Annotated in this window: 11 protein-coding genes; 4 read left to right on the forward strand and 7 right to left on the reverse strand. The window is 61.3% G+C overall.

From position 1 onward, the window contains the following. Nucleotides 1-89 precede the first annotated feature (89 nt). Nucleotides 90-3,095, reverse strand: coding sequence for a M10 family metallopeptidase C-terminal domain-containing protein (locus tag AC5V87_RS27775; RefSeq protein WP_495368336.1), 3,006 nt, complete (start codon nt 3,093-3,095; stop codon nt 90-92). 195 nt (nt 3,096-3,290) lie between these two features. Between AC5V87_RS27775 and AC5V87_RS27780 the strand changes: the two genes are divergently transcribed. Further along, entirely contained in the window at nt 3,291-3,605 is a 315-nt protein-coding gene (locus AC5V87_RS27780) for a hypothetical protein (protein ID WP_495368338.1), read from the forward strand. Nucleotides 3,606-4,573: 968 nt separating this feature from the next. After that, the gene (locus AC5V87_RS27785; protein ID WP_495368339.1) at nt 4,574-5,935 is read left to right on the forward strand and encodes a hypothetical protein; all 1,362 of its coding nucleotides are present in this window, start codon (nt 4,574-4,576) and stop codon (nt 5,933-5,935) included. Nucleotides 5,936-6,421: 486 nt separating this feature from the next. On the opposite strand, the gene AC5V87_RS27790 is transcribed toward AC5V87_RS27785, so the two are convergent. The 6 genes from AC5V87_RS27790 to AC5V87_RS27815 all read right to left on the reverse strand — a co-directional run bounded on the left by AC5V87_RS27790 (nt 6,422) and on the right by AC5V87_RS27815 (nt 13,790). Next, a complete protein-coding gene (locus AC5V87_RS27790) occupies nt 6,422-7,600 on the reverse strand; it encodes a glycosyltransferase family 4 protein (RefSeq protein WP_495368340.1) in 1,179 nt (392 codons plus the stop codon). Then, nucleotides 7,593-8,525 carry an NAD-dependent epimerase/dehydratase family protein gene (locus AC5V87_RS27795; protein ID WP_495368341.1) on the reverse strand — a complete coding sequence of 311 codons (933 nt, stop codon included), beginning with the start codon at nt 8,523-8,525 and terminating at the stop codon, nt 7,593-7,595. Before AC5V87_RS27795 ends, AC5V87_RS27790 begins: the two co-directional genes overlap by 8 nt. 8 nt (nt 8,526-8,533) lie before the next feature. Continuing rightward, nucleotides 8,534-9,208 (reverse strand): acyltransferase, encoded by a 675-nt coding sequence (locus AC5V87_RS27800; RefSeq protein WP_495368342.1) that lies wholly within the window; start codon nt 9,206-9,208, stop codon nt 8,534-8,536. Between the two features lie 94 nt (nt 9,209-9,302). After that, nucleotides 9,303-10,391 carry a glycosyltransferase family protein gene (locus AC5V87_RS27805; protein WP_495368343.1) on the reverse strand — a complete coding sequence of 363 codons (1,089 nt, stop codon included), beginning with the start codon at nt 10,389-10,391 and terminating at the stop codon, nt 9,303-9,305. A 3-nt stretch (nt 10,392-10,394) separates the two neighbouring features. After that, a complete protein-coding gene (gene asnB, locus AC5V87_RS27810; RefSeq protein ID WP_495368344.1) occupies nt 10,395-12,173 on the reverse strand; it encodes an asparagine synthase (glutamine-hydrolyzing) in 1,779 nt (592 codons plus the stop codon). Between the two features lie 63 nt (nt 12,174-12,236). Next, nucleotides 12,237-13,790, reverse strand: coding sequence for a lipopolysaccharide biosynthesis protein (locus AC5V87_RS27815; protein ID WP_495368345.1), 1,554 nt, complete (start codon nt 13,788-13,790; stop codon nt 12,237-12,239). Between the two features lie 461 nt (nt 13,791-14,251). On the opposite strand from AC5V87_RS27815, the gene AC5V87_RS27820 reads away from it, so the two are divergent. Together AC5V87_RS27820 and AC5V87_RS27825 are read left to right on the forward strand one after the other, a co-directional pair. Then, nucleotides 14,252-14,380, forward strand: coding sequence for a hypothetical protein (locus AC5V87_RS27820; protein WP_495368346.1), 129 nt, complete (start codon nt 14,252-14,254; stop codon nt 14,378-14,380). Nucleotides 14,381-14,488: 108 nt separating this feature from the next. Further along, on the forward strand, nt 14,489-15,682 hold the full coding sequence (locus AC5V87_RS27825; protein ID WP_495368347.1) for a CaiB/BaiF CoA transferase family protein: 1,194 nt from the start codon (nt 14,489-14,491) through the stop codon (nt 15,680-15,682). Nucleotides 15,683-15,898 lie beyond the last annotated feature (216 nt).

Raw genomic sequence — 15,898 nt, forward strand, 5'->3', positions numbered from 1 at the left:
AATCGACGCATCTCAGCCAGTAAGAGTCCGTCGTATTACTTCTTCCAGCAGGTCGCCTGGCTACCCTGCATACCGCCGCCGTCCAGCAGTCATTGTATAAAAGCAGAACTTGCGTGCAGGTCGGCAATTAATTTTAGGTGATCGTGATTCCCGGCGAGATCGTGCCCAATACTACTCACCTCGAACGCCGTGTGTGGTGCGCCAATCTGCTCGTGGAGCACAGACAATTCGGAGTGATCGGCTCTCAACGAGGAGTAGTCGCTGAATTTGGCCGTTTCGGCCTCAAGGCCCCAGTCGCCTCGGAACGCGAACGAGCCACCAATTGCAGCGGTGCCGACGGACGCTTCGACAACAGAACTTGACGTCGGGTTGACAGTGCTTGTCGCTACTGGGCTGGCTCCCGCCGGGACAACACCGACCACTCCGTCACCGTTGAGGTCCTGGTGGAAGCTGGTCTCGACCGATTCCAAAGCCAAGCTAGAGCCCGGCGTCGTCATGACTGCAGTTGAGACGTAATTGCCATCTCCGTTGGCGTTCCAGACCGAGTACTGGTCGGAACCGATGACCTTCCAGGCAACCTCGTATCCGCTTGCTGTCGGCTCCGCTCCAAGCGGCGTCCAGGCACCCGCTTGGCTCGACGCCACGATGGGAGTGCCGCTATATTTCACCTCAGGACCAGAACTCATGCCGTTCGGGAAAAGATAGTAATTGACCCCAACTTGCGTCAGGCTCGTCGAGCCGAACGACTCGACGATTGTCGCCGCGACGCCTATCACTCCGTCACCGTTGAGGTCCTGGTGGAAGCTGGTCTCGACCGATTCCAAAGCCAAGCTAGAGCCCGGCGTCGTCATGACTGCAGTTGAGACGTAATTGCCATCTCCGTCGGCGTTCCAGACCGAGTACTGGTCGGAACCGATGACCTTCCAGGCAACCTCGTATCCGCTTGCTGTCGGCTCCGCTCCAAGCGGCGTCCAGGCACCCGCTTGGCTCGACGCCACGATGGGAGTGCCGCTATATTTCACCTCAGGACCAGAACTCATGCCGTTCGGGAAAAGATAGTAATTGACCCCAACTTGCGTCAGGCTCGTCGAGCCGAACGACTCGACGATTGTCGCCGCGACGCCTATCACTCCGTCACCGTTGAGGTCCTGGTGGAAGCTGGTCTCGACCGATTCCAAAGCCAAGCTAGAGCCCGGCGTCGTCATGACTGCAGTTGAGACGTAATTGCCATCTCCGTCGGCGTTCCAGACCGAGTACTGGTCGGAACCGATGACCTTCCATGCAACCTCGTATCCGCTTGCTGTCGGCTCCACTCCAAGCGGCGTCCAGGCACCCGCTTGGCTCGACGCCGCGATGGGAGTGCCGCTATATTTCACCTCAGGACCAGAACTCGTGCCGTTCGGGAAAAGATAGTAATTGACCCCAACTTGCGTCAGGCTCGTCGAGCCGAACGACTCGACGATTGTCGCCGCGACGCCTATCACTCCGTCACCGTTGAGGTCCTGGTGGAAGCTGGTCTCGACCGATTCCAAAGCCAAGCTAGAGCCCGGCGTCGTCATGACTGCAGTTGAGACGTAATTGCCATCTCCGTCGGCGTTCCAGACCGAGTACTGGTCGGAACCGATGACCTTCCAGGCAACCTCGTATCCGCTTGCTATCGGCTCCGCTCCAATCGGCGTCCATGCTCCCGGCTGGTTCGATGCGACGAAGGGCGTTCCGCCATATTTGAGCGACGGCCCCCCGCTAGTTGCGATCGCACTGAGAAAGAAATTGCCGCCACTCTGCACCAAGCTTGTCGCACCGACAGCTTCGATCACAATCGGTGATTCAAGTGCGACGCTGGCGACCGTCCCGTCGGCGAACTGGAAATACTCGACCCCTGTGGCGGTGTCGGTGCCATCCGGCGAGCCAGCGCGTTGGTCACTAATCGTGAAAGTCTGGGTACTTGCGTCATAGCTGATGACGTAATTCGCCCTGGTGCCGGAATACACCGCCACGTCAGTGCCAGCACCGCCGATAATCGTGTCGTTGCCGCCGCCGCCGCTGATCGTGTCGTTCCCGGCGCCGCCATTGAGCACGTTGGCGATGGCGTTGCCGAGGATCGTATCGTTGCCGGAGCCGCCGGTGGCGTTGTCGATGTAGGAGCGCGCGTCGCCGTTGTAGAGATAGGCGTTGTAGACATTGCCTGAGGCGTAATGTCCGTTGCCGAGATTGGCGAGTTGCACGGGGGAGAATACCGACGCCGCGCCAGGATTGAGATTGATGCTCAGATTCGTCGTGTAGTTCGACAGGTCGTAGGTATCGACGCCACCGCCGTCCCAGACCGTCTCGTAGATGCGGTTGGCCGAACCGCCTGCGCCGCCGCCCGGTGCGAGCTGTCCGACGCCGTTGATGAACTCCTGCCCGGTCGTCGCGCTCCAACTGTAGACCGTGTTGCTGCTCTGGGCGTTGTAGTTCGCGCCGTACATCGTTTGCAGCGCGAGGATGTCGTTGGCCATGTAGGTCTGCGGATATCCGTAGGCCTCGTTGGTGTAGCCGGACGTCGTCGAAGCGCCGACATAGCTGCGATAGCTCATGACGGTGTATTCGCTGTCGTCATGCGCGCTCGGCATCGCAACGTTGGCGGGGCCGCCGGTCTCCTGGCTGTGCTTGAGGCCAAAGGCATGGCCGAGCTCGTGCAGCGCGGTCGTGAAGTAGTAGTTGCCGAGCTTTGCCTGCGTGTAGTCGTATTTGGTGCCGAACCACACGTCGCCGGCCGCGGCATAGTTGCCGGGGTAGTAGGCGTAAGAGGTGGGGTTGGCCGCGGGCGACTGCGCGATCATGATATTGGCGCCGTCCGTTCCCGCGTACTGGATGTTGGCGTTGGTGTAGCTGAGGATCAATCCGATCGCGTAATTGATCGCCGCCTGCATCTGGCTCGGCGCCGAGGCGAAGCCGGCCTGCGTCGGCTCGCTGCTGCCGCCGCCGTATGGATTGGCGTAGTCGCTGGGCGCGTCGGGAAAGCTGTAGGTGATCGTGCCGGACCATTTGTAGCCCGACAGCAGGCCGTCGATCTCGGCGTTATTGGTGGCATTGACAGTGACAGAGTTAGCCAAGAAACTCTCCGGAGCAGCGTTTCGGCACGATCAGAAGTGCAGGCGCCTAATTCTAGCTTGAGAGCTATAGATTTGGTTTAAATTTGGCGTCGGCGCAGATTCCCCTTCCGTCACGCCGTATTAGCCATCAAATTCCGTAGTGATACGGAGTGGCAGGATGCAAGTTCCGCCTCGCGTGTAATTGTAAGGGAAATCATGAAACTGGGCCCGCATTCAGCCGGTCTGGTCTGGGCGCTGGCAGTGCTCGCCGGACCGGACCAAAAGCACTTCGGAGAACAGCCTGCGATGGTCGGGAAAGCCAAAGCAGACGACAGCGCCAAAGAAAGTTCCAAAGCAGGACGCGCTGCCTCCATGCCGATGGCGCGCGATCCGACCGTCGCCGTGACGGAGGAGTACGAAGCCGCCCGGCGGCAGGGAACTCGGGAGGCGTTCGAGCTCTTCATTGCTCGGCACGGCGACGATCCGCTCGCCGAGAAGGCTCGCGCGGAGCTGCGTCGGCTGTCACGCTGACCGAGCCCGGCCGTTTTGGGTCACGATGCGCTTCACCCTACTCAATCTAACCCGCGTCTGGTCCGACTCCACGGGTGTGCGCAGTTCACGACACGAAATATGGTGGAACCGATCGCGTCGTTTGTCGCACGCCTGGACGACTGGAGTGAGAAGGGCAACGGGCGCGTGGGTGCGGCTAGTGCAATACCCCACAGGCTTGGGGTTCTCGCCACCGGAAGTACTATTTGGGTCCGCCGGAGCTACCCCTCAGGATTTGCCGACTCGTCTCACAGGCCGACAAAATGCTTGCGCCTGGCTGGAAGCCGGTCGAATTCTCAAACCTTCGATTTGCTGTCCAATGACCAGCGCCGCCCACTTACTCTTTCTCTTTCTGACCTGCAACAGGATTGCCAAAATGGGCATTAGTAGCAGCGTACTGGCGGATAAGATTTCAACGTGTCTTGGTTTACTGATCGGCTTTCACATCTTAGCTTGCTGTATTTCGCTCGCCTACCTAGCCACTGCTACGGCTTCTATCATATCTACTATGATCCGGCATTGCCTAACGGCGCAATTGTAACAATCGCCGTGTTTGCTGTCCTCTCGTACGTGTATCGTGAACGCCTGCTAAGAAGCCTTATGGATGCGGCAGCGTGCGGCAGACCGCCAATTGCCACCGGTGTGCCGGGTCGCCGGCCAGTTGTACTGGATTATCAAACGGGTCTGCTGGTGCTAGTGAAGATCCAAATGCTTTGGCTACGGCAATTTTGCGGTTGGCCGAATCTCGGCAACTGCGGACGCAGTATGGTCAGAACGCAAGGCAACTAGTCGTGGATAAACTCGCGGCGACAGTCATTGGAAACACCATTGCTCGCCTGTACAACGATTTGACGGTGGAGGGTGAGAAGTTTGTTCACAGCTCAATCCCTAAGTTTGCGTACAATAACGGACGCCTACCTTACAGCTGTCTAACCAGATAATTCCACCAAATGACCATGAACTCGCCAGTTTCGAACGACATTTTCGAGCGCGTGATGCTGGGGTTGCTGATCGGCGTTCACATCATCGCCTGCTGCATTTCGCTCGCCTACCTCAGCCGCGACTATTACGTGTATCATATCTATTACGATCCGGCTCTCCTCAAGGGAGCGGGCGTCGCGATCGCAGCATTCGCTCTTCTCTCTTATGTTTTCTTACGAGCTCCGTTCAGTTTCGGCTATTTTGTCGGATTTTATTTTTATACCATGGTGGTAGGTTATCTATGGCTAAATTCCTTCTCGCGGTTTGAGTACGATCATTGGCTCAGCGGAGCCTCTGCCGTTGTATCGATGGTTGGGTTTCTCGCCCCGGCACTATTTGCGTCGTCCCCGATCCGGCAAAGATTCAAAGTCGAGGAGTCGACTTTCGACCGCATGCTGACCTTCATTTTGGTAGCCGGCGTAGCTACGATTCTACTCAGCGCAACGTATAGCTTCAGCCTCGTCTCGCTAGCGCGGATGTATGAGTTCCGCGAGAAGCTCAACATACCTAATCCGCTCTATTACTGGATCGGGATCACTTCGAACTCACTACTGCCTTTCACCTTTGCCTGCTTTGTGATGCGAAAAAGCTACTGGCGAGCTGGCTTCACGCTTGCTCTATTGCTGTTGTTCTACCCGATCACGCTAAACAAGATTGCCCTATTTACGCCTGCCTGGTTATTGGCGTTGGCTGTGCTTACGCGCTTATTTGACTGCAGGGTGACCGTTGTCATTTCGCTATTGCTGCCGCTGTTGGCAGGGCTCGTTTTGTACGAAATCCTTGGGACGAATGCGCGTTTCTTTCTCGAATTGATCAATCTGCGGATGATTGCAACGCCATCGAACGCTATGGACATCTACAATGATTTCTTTTTCCATCATCCCTACACTTACTTCTGCCAGATTAGGCTCCTCAAAGCCTTAGTCGCGTGTCCCTACCAGGAACAGTTGGGGGTCGTTATGTCGAGCGCTTACGGCCTCGGCAATTTCAATGCCTCCCTGTTCTCGACCGAAGGAATCGCTTCTGTCGGACCGCTCTTGGCACCAATTCCTGTGCTGATTTGCGGTCTCGTGGTCGCCTTTGCCAATCGTCTCTCCGCCGGCCTCCCCTCCCGTTTGGTTCTGATCTCGAGCTCCGTCCTTCCTCAAATCCTCCTGAATGTACCACTTACGACAACCCTGCTTTCTCACGGTGCCGCCTTTCTTTTCTTGCTGTGGTATGTCACGCCCCGGTCGATGTTTCCAGAGCAAGCGCCACTTGTTCGAGTAGCATTCCTCGGCCTGTCTAGGTCCACCGAAGCAATCGGCAGAAAATCGATGCTTTGCGTCTGATCACCGGCGCCGCCGCTCGCAGGGTGGGCCAATCGAACAAAACCTTCAGCAAAAGCATGCCCGGCTCCTGAACGTTCGGCAGTAAATATATCTTCGGCGGGGTCAATCGATTTGGAAATGCTTACCGGCAGGGCGTGATGCTTCGCGGCCTGCGTCGCGACGCTCGAACTCGCCCCACAAGCACTTTCCGCGAAGGTCCGAGCGCAAGCGCAAGCGGGTGGCGTCATCCAACAGGTCTCGCGGCAGATTCGATGCATTCTTCTCATCAGCACCTGACGAATCCGGAGCAGGAAATAGTAGCGCGATATCTACTATCTCAATCTTTCAATCTGGTCCGTCGACACATCGACTCGCATGCGATCCCGGAGCAAGCTTTTCGAAGCCCTTGAAGGTTCGATTGATGTGCCAGACGGTGGCACCGCGCTCCTCTTTCTTGCTCTGGTATGTGGTGCCGCGGAGCATCTTCGCGCGGGCCAGTCTCAATGACTAACAAGCCCGCGGCGCTTGGATTACCTCCCGGGCCAGTCGGACGAAGTCTGCAACGAACCCCTTTACCTGCCCATCGACGTTCGGCAATAAATCGCGGACCGTCATAGGGCCGGCCGTTTGCGTGACCTCCGCCATGTGACCGGCGAGCGCGTCGAAATCGCGTGTGCCGAAGTAACGCGCCTTTCCCCCGGTCTGCTCGCTATGAACGGCGAGGTCGGACAGGATCATAGGAACGCCGAACGACTTCGCCTCCTCGACGGTCGTGCTCCATCCCTCGCACTCCGAGGGATTGATGAGCGCGGTCGACGCGCGCAGCAACGCGTAGACATGATCCAGCGGGATCATCCCGAGATGGCGGAAGTTCCGCTCAAGCCCTCGGGCTTTCACTTGTCTCATCGTGCTCTCAAAAAAGCCGGGGTTGCGAAGGTCTTGCGTGCTGCCCGACGCCGCAACGACGATGTCGAGCCCTCGGCGCTTCAAGAGATCGAGTGCTTCGATGACGAGCTGGTGATTCTTATGCCGCCAGAACTGATTGGGCAGGTAGAAATAGCGCTGTGGCAGGCCATATTGCGCGATCACGTCGGACGGATTCGTCGCAAGCAGGCTCGAAGGAGGCTCGGTCGCGAACCGGACCACCGAAACGCCATTTGCGACGCCCGGATAGAACGTGCGGAAGTCGGCGAGAGCGCTGGTGCTGCTCAGCATGATGTGCCGGCGGGCTGCTATCTGGACCCGAAAGCCGATTTCACGCCGCCAATAGGCACTCTTGGAGAAGAGCTGCGGCAGCAGGCGGTGTTGAAAATCGGGAAACCAGGCGATCGCCGGATACGGCAGGCGCCAGCCGAAGAAGCGCGCGGACTCGAACACCATATCGACATTCCGCGCGCGGAATTCGGCGACCGCTTGTCGGTCGACTCCGAACGCAATTGGACCGAGCAGGCCCCATCGGCCGCGGGCGAATGCGGGCGAACGAACGACCTCCACCGCCGGAATGTCCGCGAGCCAAGTGATCTCCTCGGGATCATCCGCCGGTCCCGCAAACAGCACCGGCACAATCGCGCCGGGGCAGTACCGGTTCAGCGCCACGAAGAGGTTGCGCTGATAGTTGTGACCGCCTGCCCACAGGCGGCGCGGAATGTTGGTGAAAGCAATTCGCAGCGGCGCAAGCTCAGCCACGGGCTTGGCCTTTGAACCAATTCACGTAGTCGGCAAGACCGCGTTCGAGCGGAATGCGCCAAACAAAATTCATCTCGCGCAGGAGCCGGTCGTCCGCCAGCAGGCTTACCGGATCGCCCGGCCGGACGACGCCGGAGTAGCGCACGACGGTCGTGCCTCCCCACTGCTTGATCAGGCCGTCCGCAATGGCTGCTACGCTCGCCCCGCGCCCAGAGCCGCCGTTGATCACGCGAAAGCCGTCCTGCTGCGCCACTTCCACGACCCGTGTCAGCAATCGCACTACGTCTCGAACATCGGTCCAGTCCCTAATTTCAGCCCCAGTTCCTCCGAGAGCGAGCGACCGCTCCGCGGTCCTCAGCCGCGAGCAGATATCCCACAGCAGTTGTTTGCGAAGGTTGGGACCGTAGACCGAGAACAATCGTACCACGACGCAGCGGATGCCGAAGCTCTGAGCGTAGCTGCAGCACAGCTGCTCCATCATCAGTTTGTGGTGGCCATAGGGCGACATCGGAGCCTTCGCCGCGCATTCGGGGATCGGGCCGGCGTGGTCAGCGCCGTAGACGGCAGCGCTCGACGCAACGACCAGCAGGCTCTTGGGCGCAAAGCCTCGCAGCCATTCGAGCAAATGAGCCGTGCTCGTCACCGTACGCGAAAAATCCTCGAGCGGTCGGGCGATCGACGGCCCGACGGAAGAGCCGCCCGCTAGGTGAAAAACCCGCGACGGCAATCCGTGCGCGGACGCAAGCGCATTCAGATTGGCCGCGTCGACCTCACCATTGATCCAAGTTTCCAGGCCAAGCTGCCGCGCATCGCCCGGATCGATGGCGCCGTGCCCGACACCGTGCACCGCGTGCCCTGCACCTGCCAGCTCGCGGACGAGATGGCGGCCGATGAACCCGTTCGCGCCGGTCACCCAGATGGACATGGCTTACCTCATCGCTCGTCCGGGGACAGTTTCCGGACGATGGTTGCGGGGTTACCGGCCACGATGGAATAGGCCGGAACATCCTTGGTGACCACGGCACCCGCAGCGACGATCCCACACTCGCCAATGGTCACGCCACGCATGACCATGGCGCAAGCGCCGATCCACGCATCATCGCAGATCCTGATCGGACGATCGTCCAGGGCGACCTTCTTCGGATGCCCAGTGGAAAAAATCTGTTTCGCCTGCTCGTGCCGCTCGGCAGCACGGATCGGATGCGAGAGATTATCGAATATGTTCACGGAATGCGAGATCAAGACGCGATTACCGATGTTGATCGACGCTCCTGACCAAATTCGCGTGCCAACCCCGACATAGCACCACTCCCCTATCGTGATCCGGCCGCCGTGACCGAGGATCATCAGCTCGCCCCTGACGTGAGAATTGCTTCCGATGACTATCCTATCGCTATCGCCGAGCGCATTCCTGATCCGAGCGCTATGAGCCAGGAATGCTCCTTGGTGCAAGCGGCAGGTGGCCCGCCCGATCAGGCGCTGGACAATGTAGTGCAAGTTGATGCCATCGATGGCGTGCGCGCCATAGCGCACTAGCGCAGAAAGGCCGGACATCAGCGCATTCCAGCACGTCGCAGAATCGGTCGTGTTCGGATCTTCAAATTGCATCTCCAACGGGGCTCGCCTCCGTCCCGCACCGGATCAGGAAGCTGATATTCGTGCAATCGATCGGGAGTGTACTGGGCCGAATGCTGTAGCATGGCTACAGGCGTCCTACGACATCGCCGAATTCCTTCCACTGCCGGTCCTTGCTGTAGATGTCCCGTATGCGGGTTCGACCAAGCGCGGCGATCTCGGCCGATCTTGGCCAATCTTGCAGACTGCGTGAGATCACCTCAACGGCCCGTTCCGGGCTATCGTAGGTCTCGATCGTGACGCCGTCCTGCATGCCCTGCAGATATCTTCCAGCGTCGGATACGAGCAGCGCGCCGCACCCCATTGCCTCGAAGCAGCGCATATTGCCGCGGTCTTCGCCGGCCATGTCGATCGCGCCATTGAGGACGATCTTCGACGAGCCAATCAGCTCATAAAGATCTCTCCCGAACACGGGCGGCCTCGCGATGATCGCGATCGAATCGGGACGCCGGTGCCGCCGCAGCGGCAGCAACCGTCCGATTGCGCTCTCAGCGAGCCTGGTCAGGCGCGATGCATCGAGACAAAGCACGACATTGTGGCTGTCCGCGAGCTGCGCAACCCGTTCGAGCGTCCTGGCACGCGCGCGATGATGTCGCGAGTAGCCGCCGACGAAGGCAACATCGATCGGACGTTCGCCATAACCATAATCGTCCATCACGGGATCATACGCCGGATAGAACAATTCGCCCCGACATCCCTTGCGGCGCCAGATATCGAGGATCGACGGAAAATTTCCAACCACTGCGCCATAGGCTGTGAAATCCGCATTTCCCGACGGCGCTGCGCGCCAGCACAACGTCTTTTTCACGCAGCCGGGCAGCTTGGCAACGAACGCGCTGGGGTAGCGTACGGGATCGAGATTGTAAAACACCTCGGTTGCGTGATGCTCTATCTGCGCGAGCAGGATGGCCTCGAGCGTCGGCACGCCCGGCATCCCCTGCTCACGCGCCCAGAGGCGCTGGAGAATCTCGTCGTCGCCGTTGGTGAAGAAGGCCTCCGGCAATCCATCGAGCACGGGCTTCAGGAAATGAGCCGCACCGAAACGATCGTCCAGAAACGCTCGGCGCCGCTCTTCGAAGCTCGCCGCCTTTGCCGCGAGCTGATTCAACCGCGGCAGATAGGACGGATAGAAGCAGCTATTCTGGAACAGACGCATTGCTTATACGTACCTTGCCAACATCCATTTCATGTTCAAATACGGCCAGATCCGCCCGACCGACTCCCAATCCCATGTCTTCGATGCCGTCAAACGGCCGACCGCTCTGCGCAGGCCTGTTTCATCGACCAGTTCGGCAAAGGCCGGCACTTTCTGGCCGAGGAGGTCTGCCGTCCAGCCGGCAAGCGGCCCGTTCAGCCATTCTGGCATCGGCGAATTGAATCCTACCTTGCGGCGCGCGGTGCGGATCGTCTCCGGCATCAGCTTGGCCATCGCGCGCCGAGCGACCAACTTGGTACAGCCGTCTGACGCCTTGCTGCTTTCGGGCAACGCCATCGTATAGGTCACCAGGCGCCAGTCCATGAAGGGCATCCGGACCTCGACGCCATGGGCCATCGAAAGACGATCGAAGTTGCGCAGGATAGTGGGCAGCACCGTGCTGTGAAACATGCGGTAGAGCCGCCGGTTCAACCCACCCCATTCGCGCGGCAGCACATCGTCCTCCGCCGTCAGCGAAACCCGGGCGGGAAGATCGCGCAGGCCGCCGCGCAGAAAGTAGAGCCCCCGACGCTTGAGGGCCGACGCACGCAGGATGTCGACGCCGCGCCGCGCCAGCGGCGAACGCGAAGCCAAGTCTTCGGCCGCGTTGCGGATCCGAAATGCGGCTGCCTGTCCTTCCTGCAAATAGGCGCCCATCAGTTCGTCCGCCCCATGGCCATCCAGCGACACCGTCACGTTGTGCCGCCTGAGCTGCCGATAGATCAACCACGCGGCGCTAGGTAGGCCGATATAGACGTCATCGAGATCGTCGAGAATTTGATCGAGGTCGATCAACGCGTCGGCCTGCCCAACTTCTAGGAACGTAGGCGCGACCTCAGCCCAGGCCGCCGCTTCCTCGGCCATCGGTCGCTCGTCATTCGAGGCACCGGGAAACGTCGCGACGAAGGCGTGGCGCCATGCGGTGCTATCTCGCGGTCCCATGCCGGCCCTCTCGTGCGCCGCCATGGTGCAGATCACGGCCGAGGAATCGAAGCCGCCGGACAGGCAGGTGCCGATCGGAACATCGCTGCGCATGCGCAAGGCCACGGCATCCTGGAACAGCTCGCGAAAGCGCGCGACGCGCTCGGCCTCCGTGGCCGGCACGGCCGGCAGATGATCGACTGTCCGCCACCAGCGCTGGACAACGATCTTGCCCTGGCGCAGCCACATGCAATGACCGCCCTGCAGACGCCGCACTTGACCAAACAGGGTCCGCTCACTGCCCTCGATCGCGAAGGCATCGAGCAGCAGGCGCCGCGCAACCTCCATGTCGAAGGATGCATCGATCAAGCGGCTGCGCACCAGCGCGCGCTGCTCGGAGGCGAAGACGAAGCGGTCGGCGGAGTGCGCATACAACAGTGGCTTGATGCCGAATCGGTCGCGCGCCAGGAAAAGCTCGTTGGTTTCCGTGTCGTAGATCGCCAATGCCCACATGCCGTTGAAGCGGGGCAGCATCTCCTCGCGCCAGGCCTGCCACGCGGCCAGAATCACCTCGGTGTCGGATTCGCTGCGGAAGACCGCGCCACGTGCCTCAAGCTCGCGGCGCAGCTCGAGGAAATTGTAGATCTCACCATTGAACACGATCACGTGGCGGCCGTCCGCAGACAGCATCGGCTGATAGCCGCCCTCGCCAGGGTCGATGATCGCAAGGCGGCGGTGGCCGAGTGCGAGGCTTCGGTCCGCGCTGAACCACGTCCCCTCGCCGAACGGCCCGCGATGCGCGATCAGACCGGTCAGCCGCAAGATGTCGGCCGGCTCGACGGCGTTTCCGCGCAAATTGATGATGCCCGCGATTCCGCACATCTCCTAGGCGGCCCCAAGTGGCAGGAAGCGGCCGACAATGGCACGCAGGTCGCGCCGGCAGACTGTCCGATATGGACCAAGCTGCGACGCAGCGACCGCAACGGCAAGGATCGTCGCCGCAGACAACGCGCCGACGACCACGACCGACCACCAGGACGGCCCGAGATCCGGCGCCACCCGTTCAAGAACATAGCGCAGCACGAGTGCGGTCGCGATCCCGGCCCCAAGCGGCATCAGCACGAAGTGCAGCACACGCGACCCCATGTCATCGAGATTGAAGCTCCGGCGCAACAAGATGACGATGGTCGCCATCTGCGCGATCATGCCCACGCAGGCGCTCCAGCCCGCAGCCACCCATCCGAAATGCGGCAGGGCGACCGCGCTGGTTGCGAGGGTAAAGATCCCGGTAAGCAGCGCGATCACGGCGTTGGAGCGCGATCGTCCCTGTGCCAGCAGATAGAACCCGAAGACGTTCGCGCTCGATCCGAGTATTCCAGCGATCGACAGGACGACGAGCACGCGCTCGGCCTCGGCGGCGACTTCGGCGCCGGTCCAGACATGCAGCAGCGCGCCGGCCGCCGGGATCAATCCGCCGAGCGCGCTTGCAGCAAGCACGTTGAGGATCCATGACGACCGGAACAACAGATCGACTTTGCGACCCTCGGCCTCCTTCTGCAGCGTGCTGAAGAATGGGAACAGGATTTCGCCGATCTTCAGGATACCGATATACATCGCCTCCTCGAGACGCTGCGCGACGCCGTAGAAGCCGACGAACTGCGGCGGCAACAGCGCACCGAGCAGATACCGGTCGGCTTGCGCGGCAAACAGCGCGCCGCCCTGCGCAGCAACCTGCCAACTCCCCAGCCTGACCAGCCTGCCGAGCGCATCGCGATGAAGCGCGGGCCCTGCCAGCCACTCGCCGATTGAGCCGCGGGACCAGGCCAGCGCCGCCAGCAGTCCGAGCGCGAAGCCGAGCGCCTGGCAACCAAGGAAGGTCGACGCATGCGGCGCGCGTGGGATCAGGAGCAACATCGACACGGTCGCAACCACTGTGCTGACGATGCCGATCGCGGCAAGCCGCCGGTAGTCCTGCCGCGCGGTGAATAGCGCAAGGAAGATCGCCGATACGCTCTGGCACCACCAGCCGCAGGCGGCCAGCGCGAATGCCAATCCGAGGTCATCGGCAGCCGGACTGCCCAGACGAAATGCAAGCCGTGCGAACGGGGGTCCGGCGACGACGAAGCACAGCGCAATCAAGCTTCCGGCGCCGAGTGCGAGCATCACCGCGGTCGAAAACAGCCGCCGCGCGTCATCGCGATCGAGCGGCGTCAATCGCTGCGCGAGCTCCCGCGCCGTCGACATTCCGAGCGCGTTGCTAAAGACCAGCGCAGGTGCAATGCAGGAAGTGACGAGACCGGCGACGCCGAATGCGGCGAGGCCAAGGCGATGGATGACGAAGGGCAGGATGGCCAGATTGAGCACCACCGCCACCACGAAGGCCATCGCGTTCCACGCCGAGTTACCCAGCAGATCGGGCTGATTTTGTCTCGAGGTCATGCAAGCCACTCGATCATCGCTTCGCCACGTGCCAGAGCCTCTGTGATCAAGGCAAAACCCCGTCATTATTCGAGACGGGCTAGCAGCCGATGCCGCGAAAGTCGAGGGGTGGTCGAAGACGGATTGGACCAGCGCTGGGGCGAATTGGCGGTTGACTCTTTCCAGCGAAAGGGCATTGCAGTGAAAGGCGCTAGCTCATCGGCGAGACTGTCGGTGGACGGAGACTTTGGGCCGCGGCGCGCTGACTTAGCAGAGCCTAGGCAAGAGCACGACAATCGCCGGGCGAGCCAACCTACATCGCGAGCTCAACGGGCGGCTGCAGGACAATTGCTGAACGAGGCGCTGTTCGCCTCCCTGGCCGAGCCCCAGACGTTGGCGGGCCGGACAGATTAGCTTGAGAGCGAGGGCAGTCTTCGTCCGACAGTGTAGTCTCGCGGTCCGAGGACGAAGGATCGCTCCCCGTGAGGGAGGAGTACGAAGCCGCCCGGCGGCAGGGAACTCGGGAGGCGTTCGAGCTCCGCATCGCGCGCCATGGGGATGACCGGCTGGCCGAGCAGGCGCGCGCCGAGCTGAAGCGCCTGTCACGCTGATCTCCGAGACATCGCATTTCGGCAGGTCGCCTCGGCGCCAGACCGGGCTTGCCGCATGATGTTTCGTCACTATGGTGGCTCCGCAATCCGTTCCCGGAGCCTTTCACGATGCCCTTTCCGCATGCCTCGGACGCCCTGTCGCGCTTCACAGTGCTCGATCTGACCCGCGTCCGGTCCGGGCCAACCTGCGTGCGGCAGCTCGCGGATTGGGGCGCCAATGTCATCAAGATCGACGCGCTGACCGAGGATGCCGGCGGCGAACAGCCTGGCGGGCCGCGGCGCGGCTCGGACTTCCAGAATTTGCACCGCAACAAGCGGGCCATGACGCTGAACCTGAAGGACGAGCGCGGGCTCGGCCTGTTCAAGCGTCTCGCCGCCAAGGCCGACGTCGTGGTCGAGAACTTCCGGCCCGACGTGAAGAAGAAGCTCGGCATCGACTATGAGAGCCTGCGCGAGGTCAACCCGCGCATCGTCTATGGCAGCATCTCCGGTTTCGGTCAGGACGGCCCCTACCACAAGCGGCCGGGCTTCGATCAGATCGCGCAGGGGATGGGCGGGCTGATGTCGATCACCGGCGCGCCGGGCGGAGGCCCGATGCGGGTCGGCATTCCCGTCGCAGACCTCACCGCCGGCCTGTTCTGCGCCATGGGCATCCTCACCGCGTTGCTCGAGCGCGAGGTCTCGGGCAAGGGCCAGTGGGTGCAGACCTCGCTGCTGCAGGCCCAGATCTTTATGCTCGACTTCCAGGCTGCGCGCTGGCTGATGGAGAAGGAGGTCGCCAAGCAGGCCGGTAACAATCATCCGACCAGCATCCCGACCGGCGTGTTCAAGACCTCTGACGGCTACATCAACATCGCCACGACCGGCGGCCGGATCTGGGAACGTTGCGCCCAGGCGATCGGCGCACCGGAGCTCTATAGCCATCCCGACTATGCAACGGCCCCTGCCCGCTCCAAGAACCGCGACGCGCTCAACGCCGAGATCGAGAAGCGCACGGTGACGAAGTCGACCGAGACCTGGGTCCGGGAACTCAACGAGGCCGGGGTGCCCTGCGGGCCGATCTACGCGATCGACCAGATGTTCGAGGACGCCCAGGTCAAGCATCTCGGCATCGCGCAGGGCGTGCCGAACGACGAGGGCCGCCACATCCGCCTGGTCGGCCAGCCCGTGACGCTGTCGCGCACGCCGAGCAGGATGGTGGCGCGCCCGCCGGAATTCGGCGAGCAGACCGACGAGGTGCTGAAGGAATTCGGCCTCAGTGCGGACGAGATCGCAAGCCTCCGAGCCGCCAGGGTGGTGTAAGCAGGAGGCTTGATGCCACCGAACCGAGGCTGAGCCCCTCAGCCCAAGAGGTCCCGGCTGCCCCGATCCTCAGGCGGTTCAGCGGCGTAACCTCCTCGCCGGAGTCTTGCGGGCGCGGCTGACCTCTCACGCAAGCGGCTGCAAGGCCCGGTTGCGAAGTACTGATCTCACTGTCGAGCGCGAAAGAGCCCCCACCTAGCCGCGGCTTTTCTGTTG

This window comes from Bradyrhizobium sp. SOJA106, assembly GCF_059448745.1.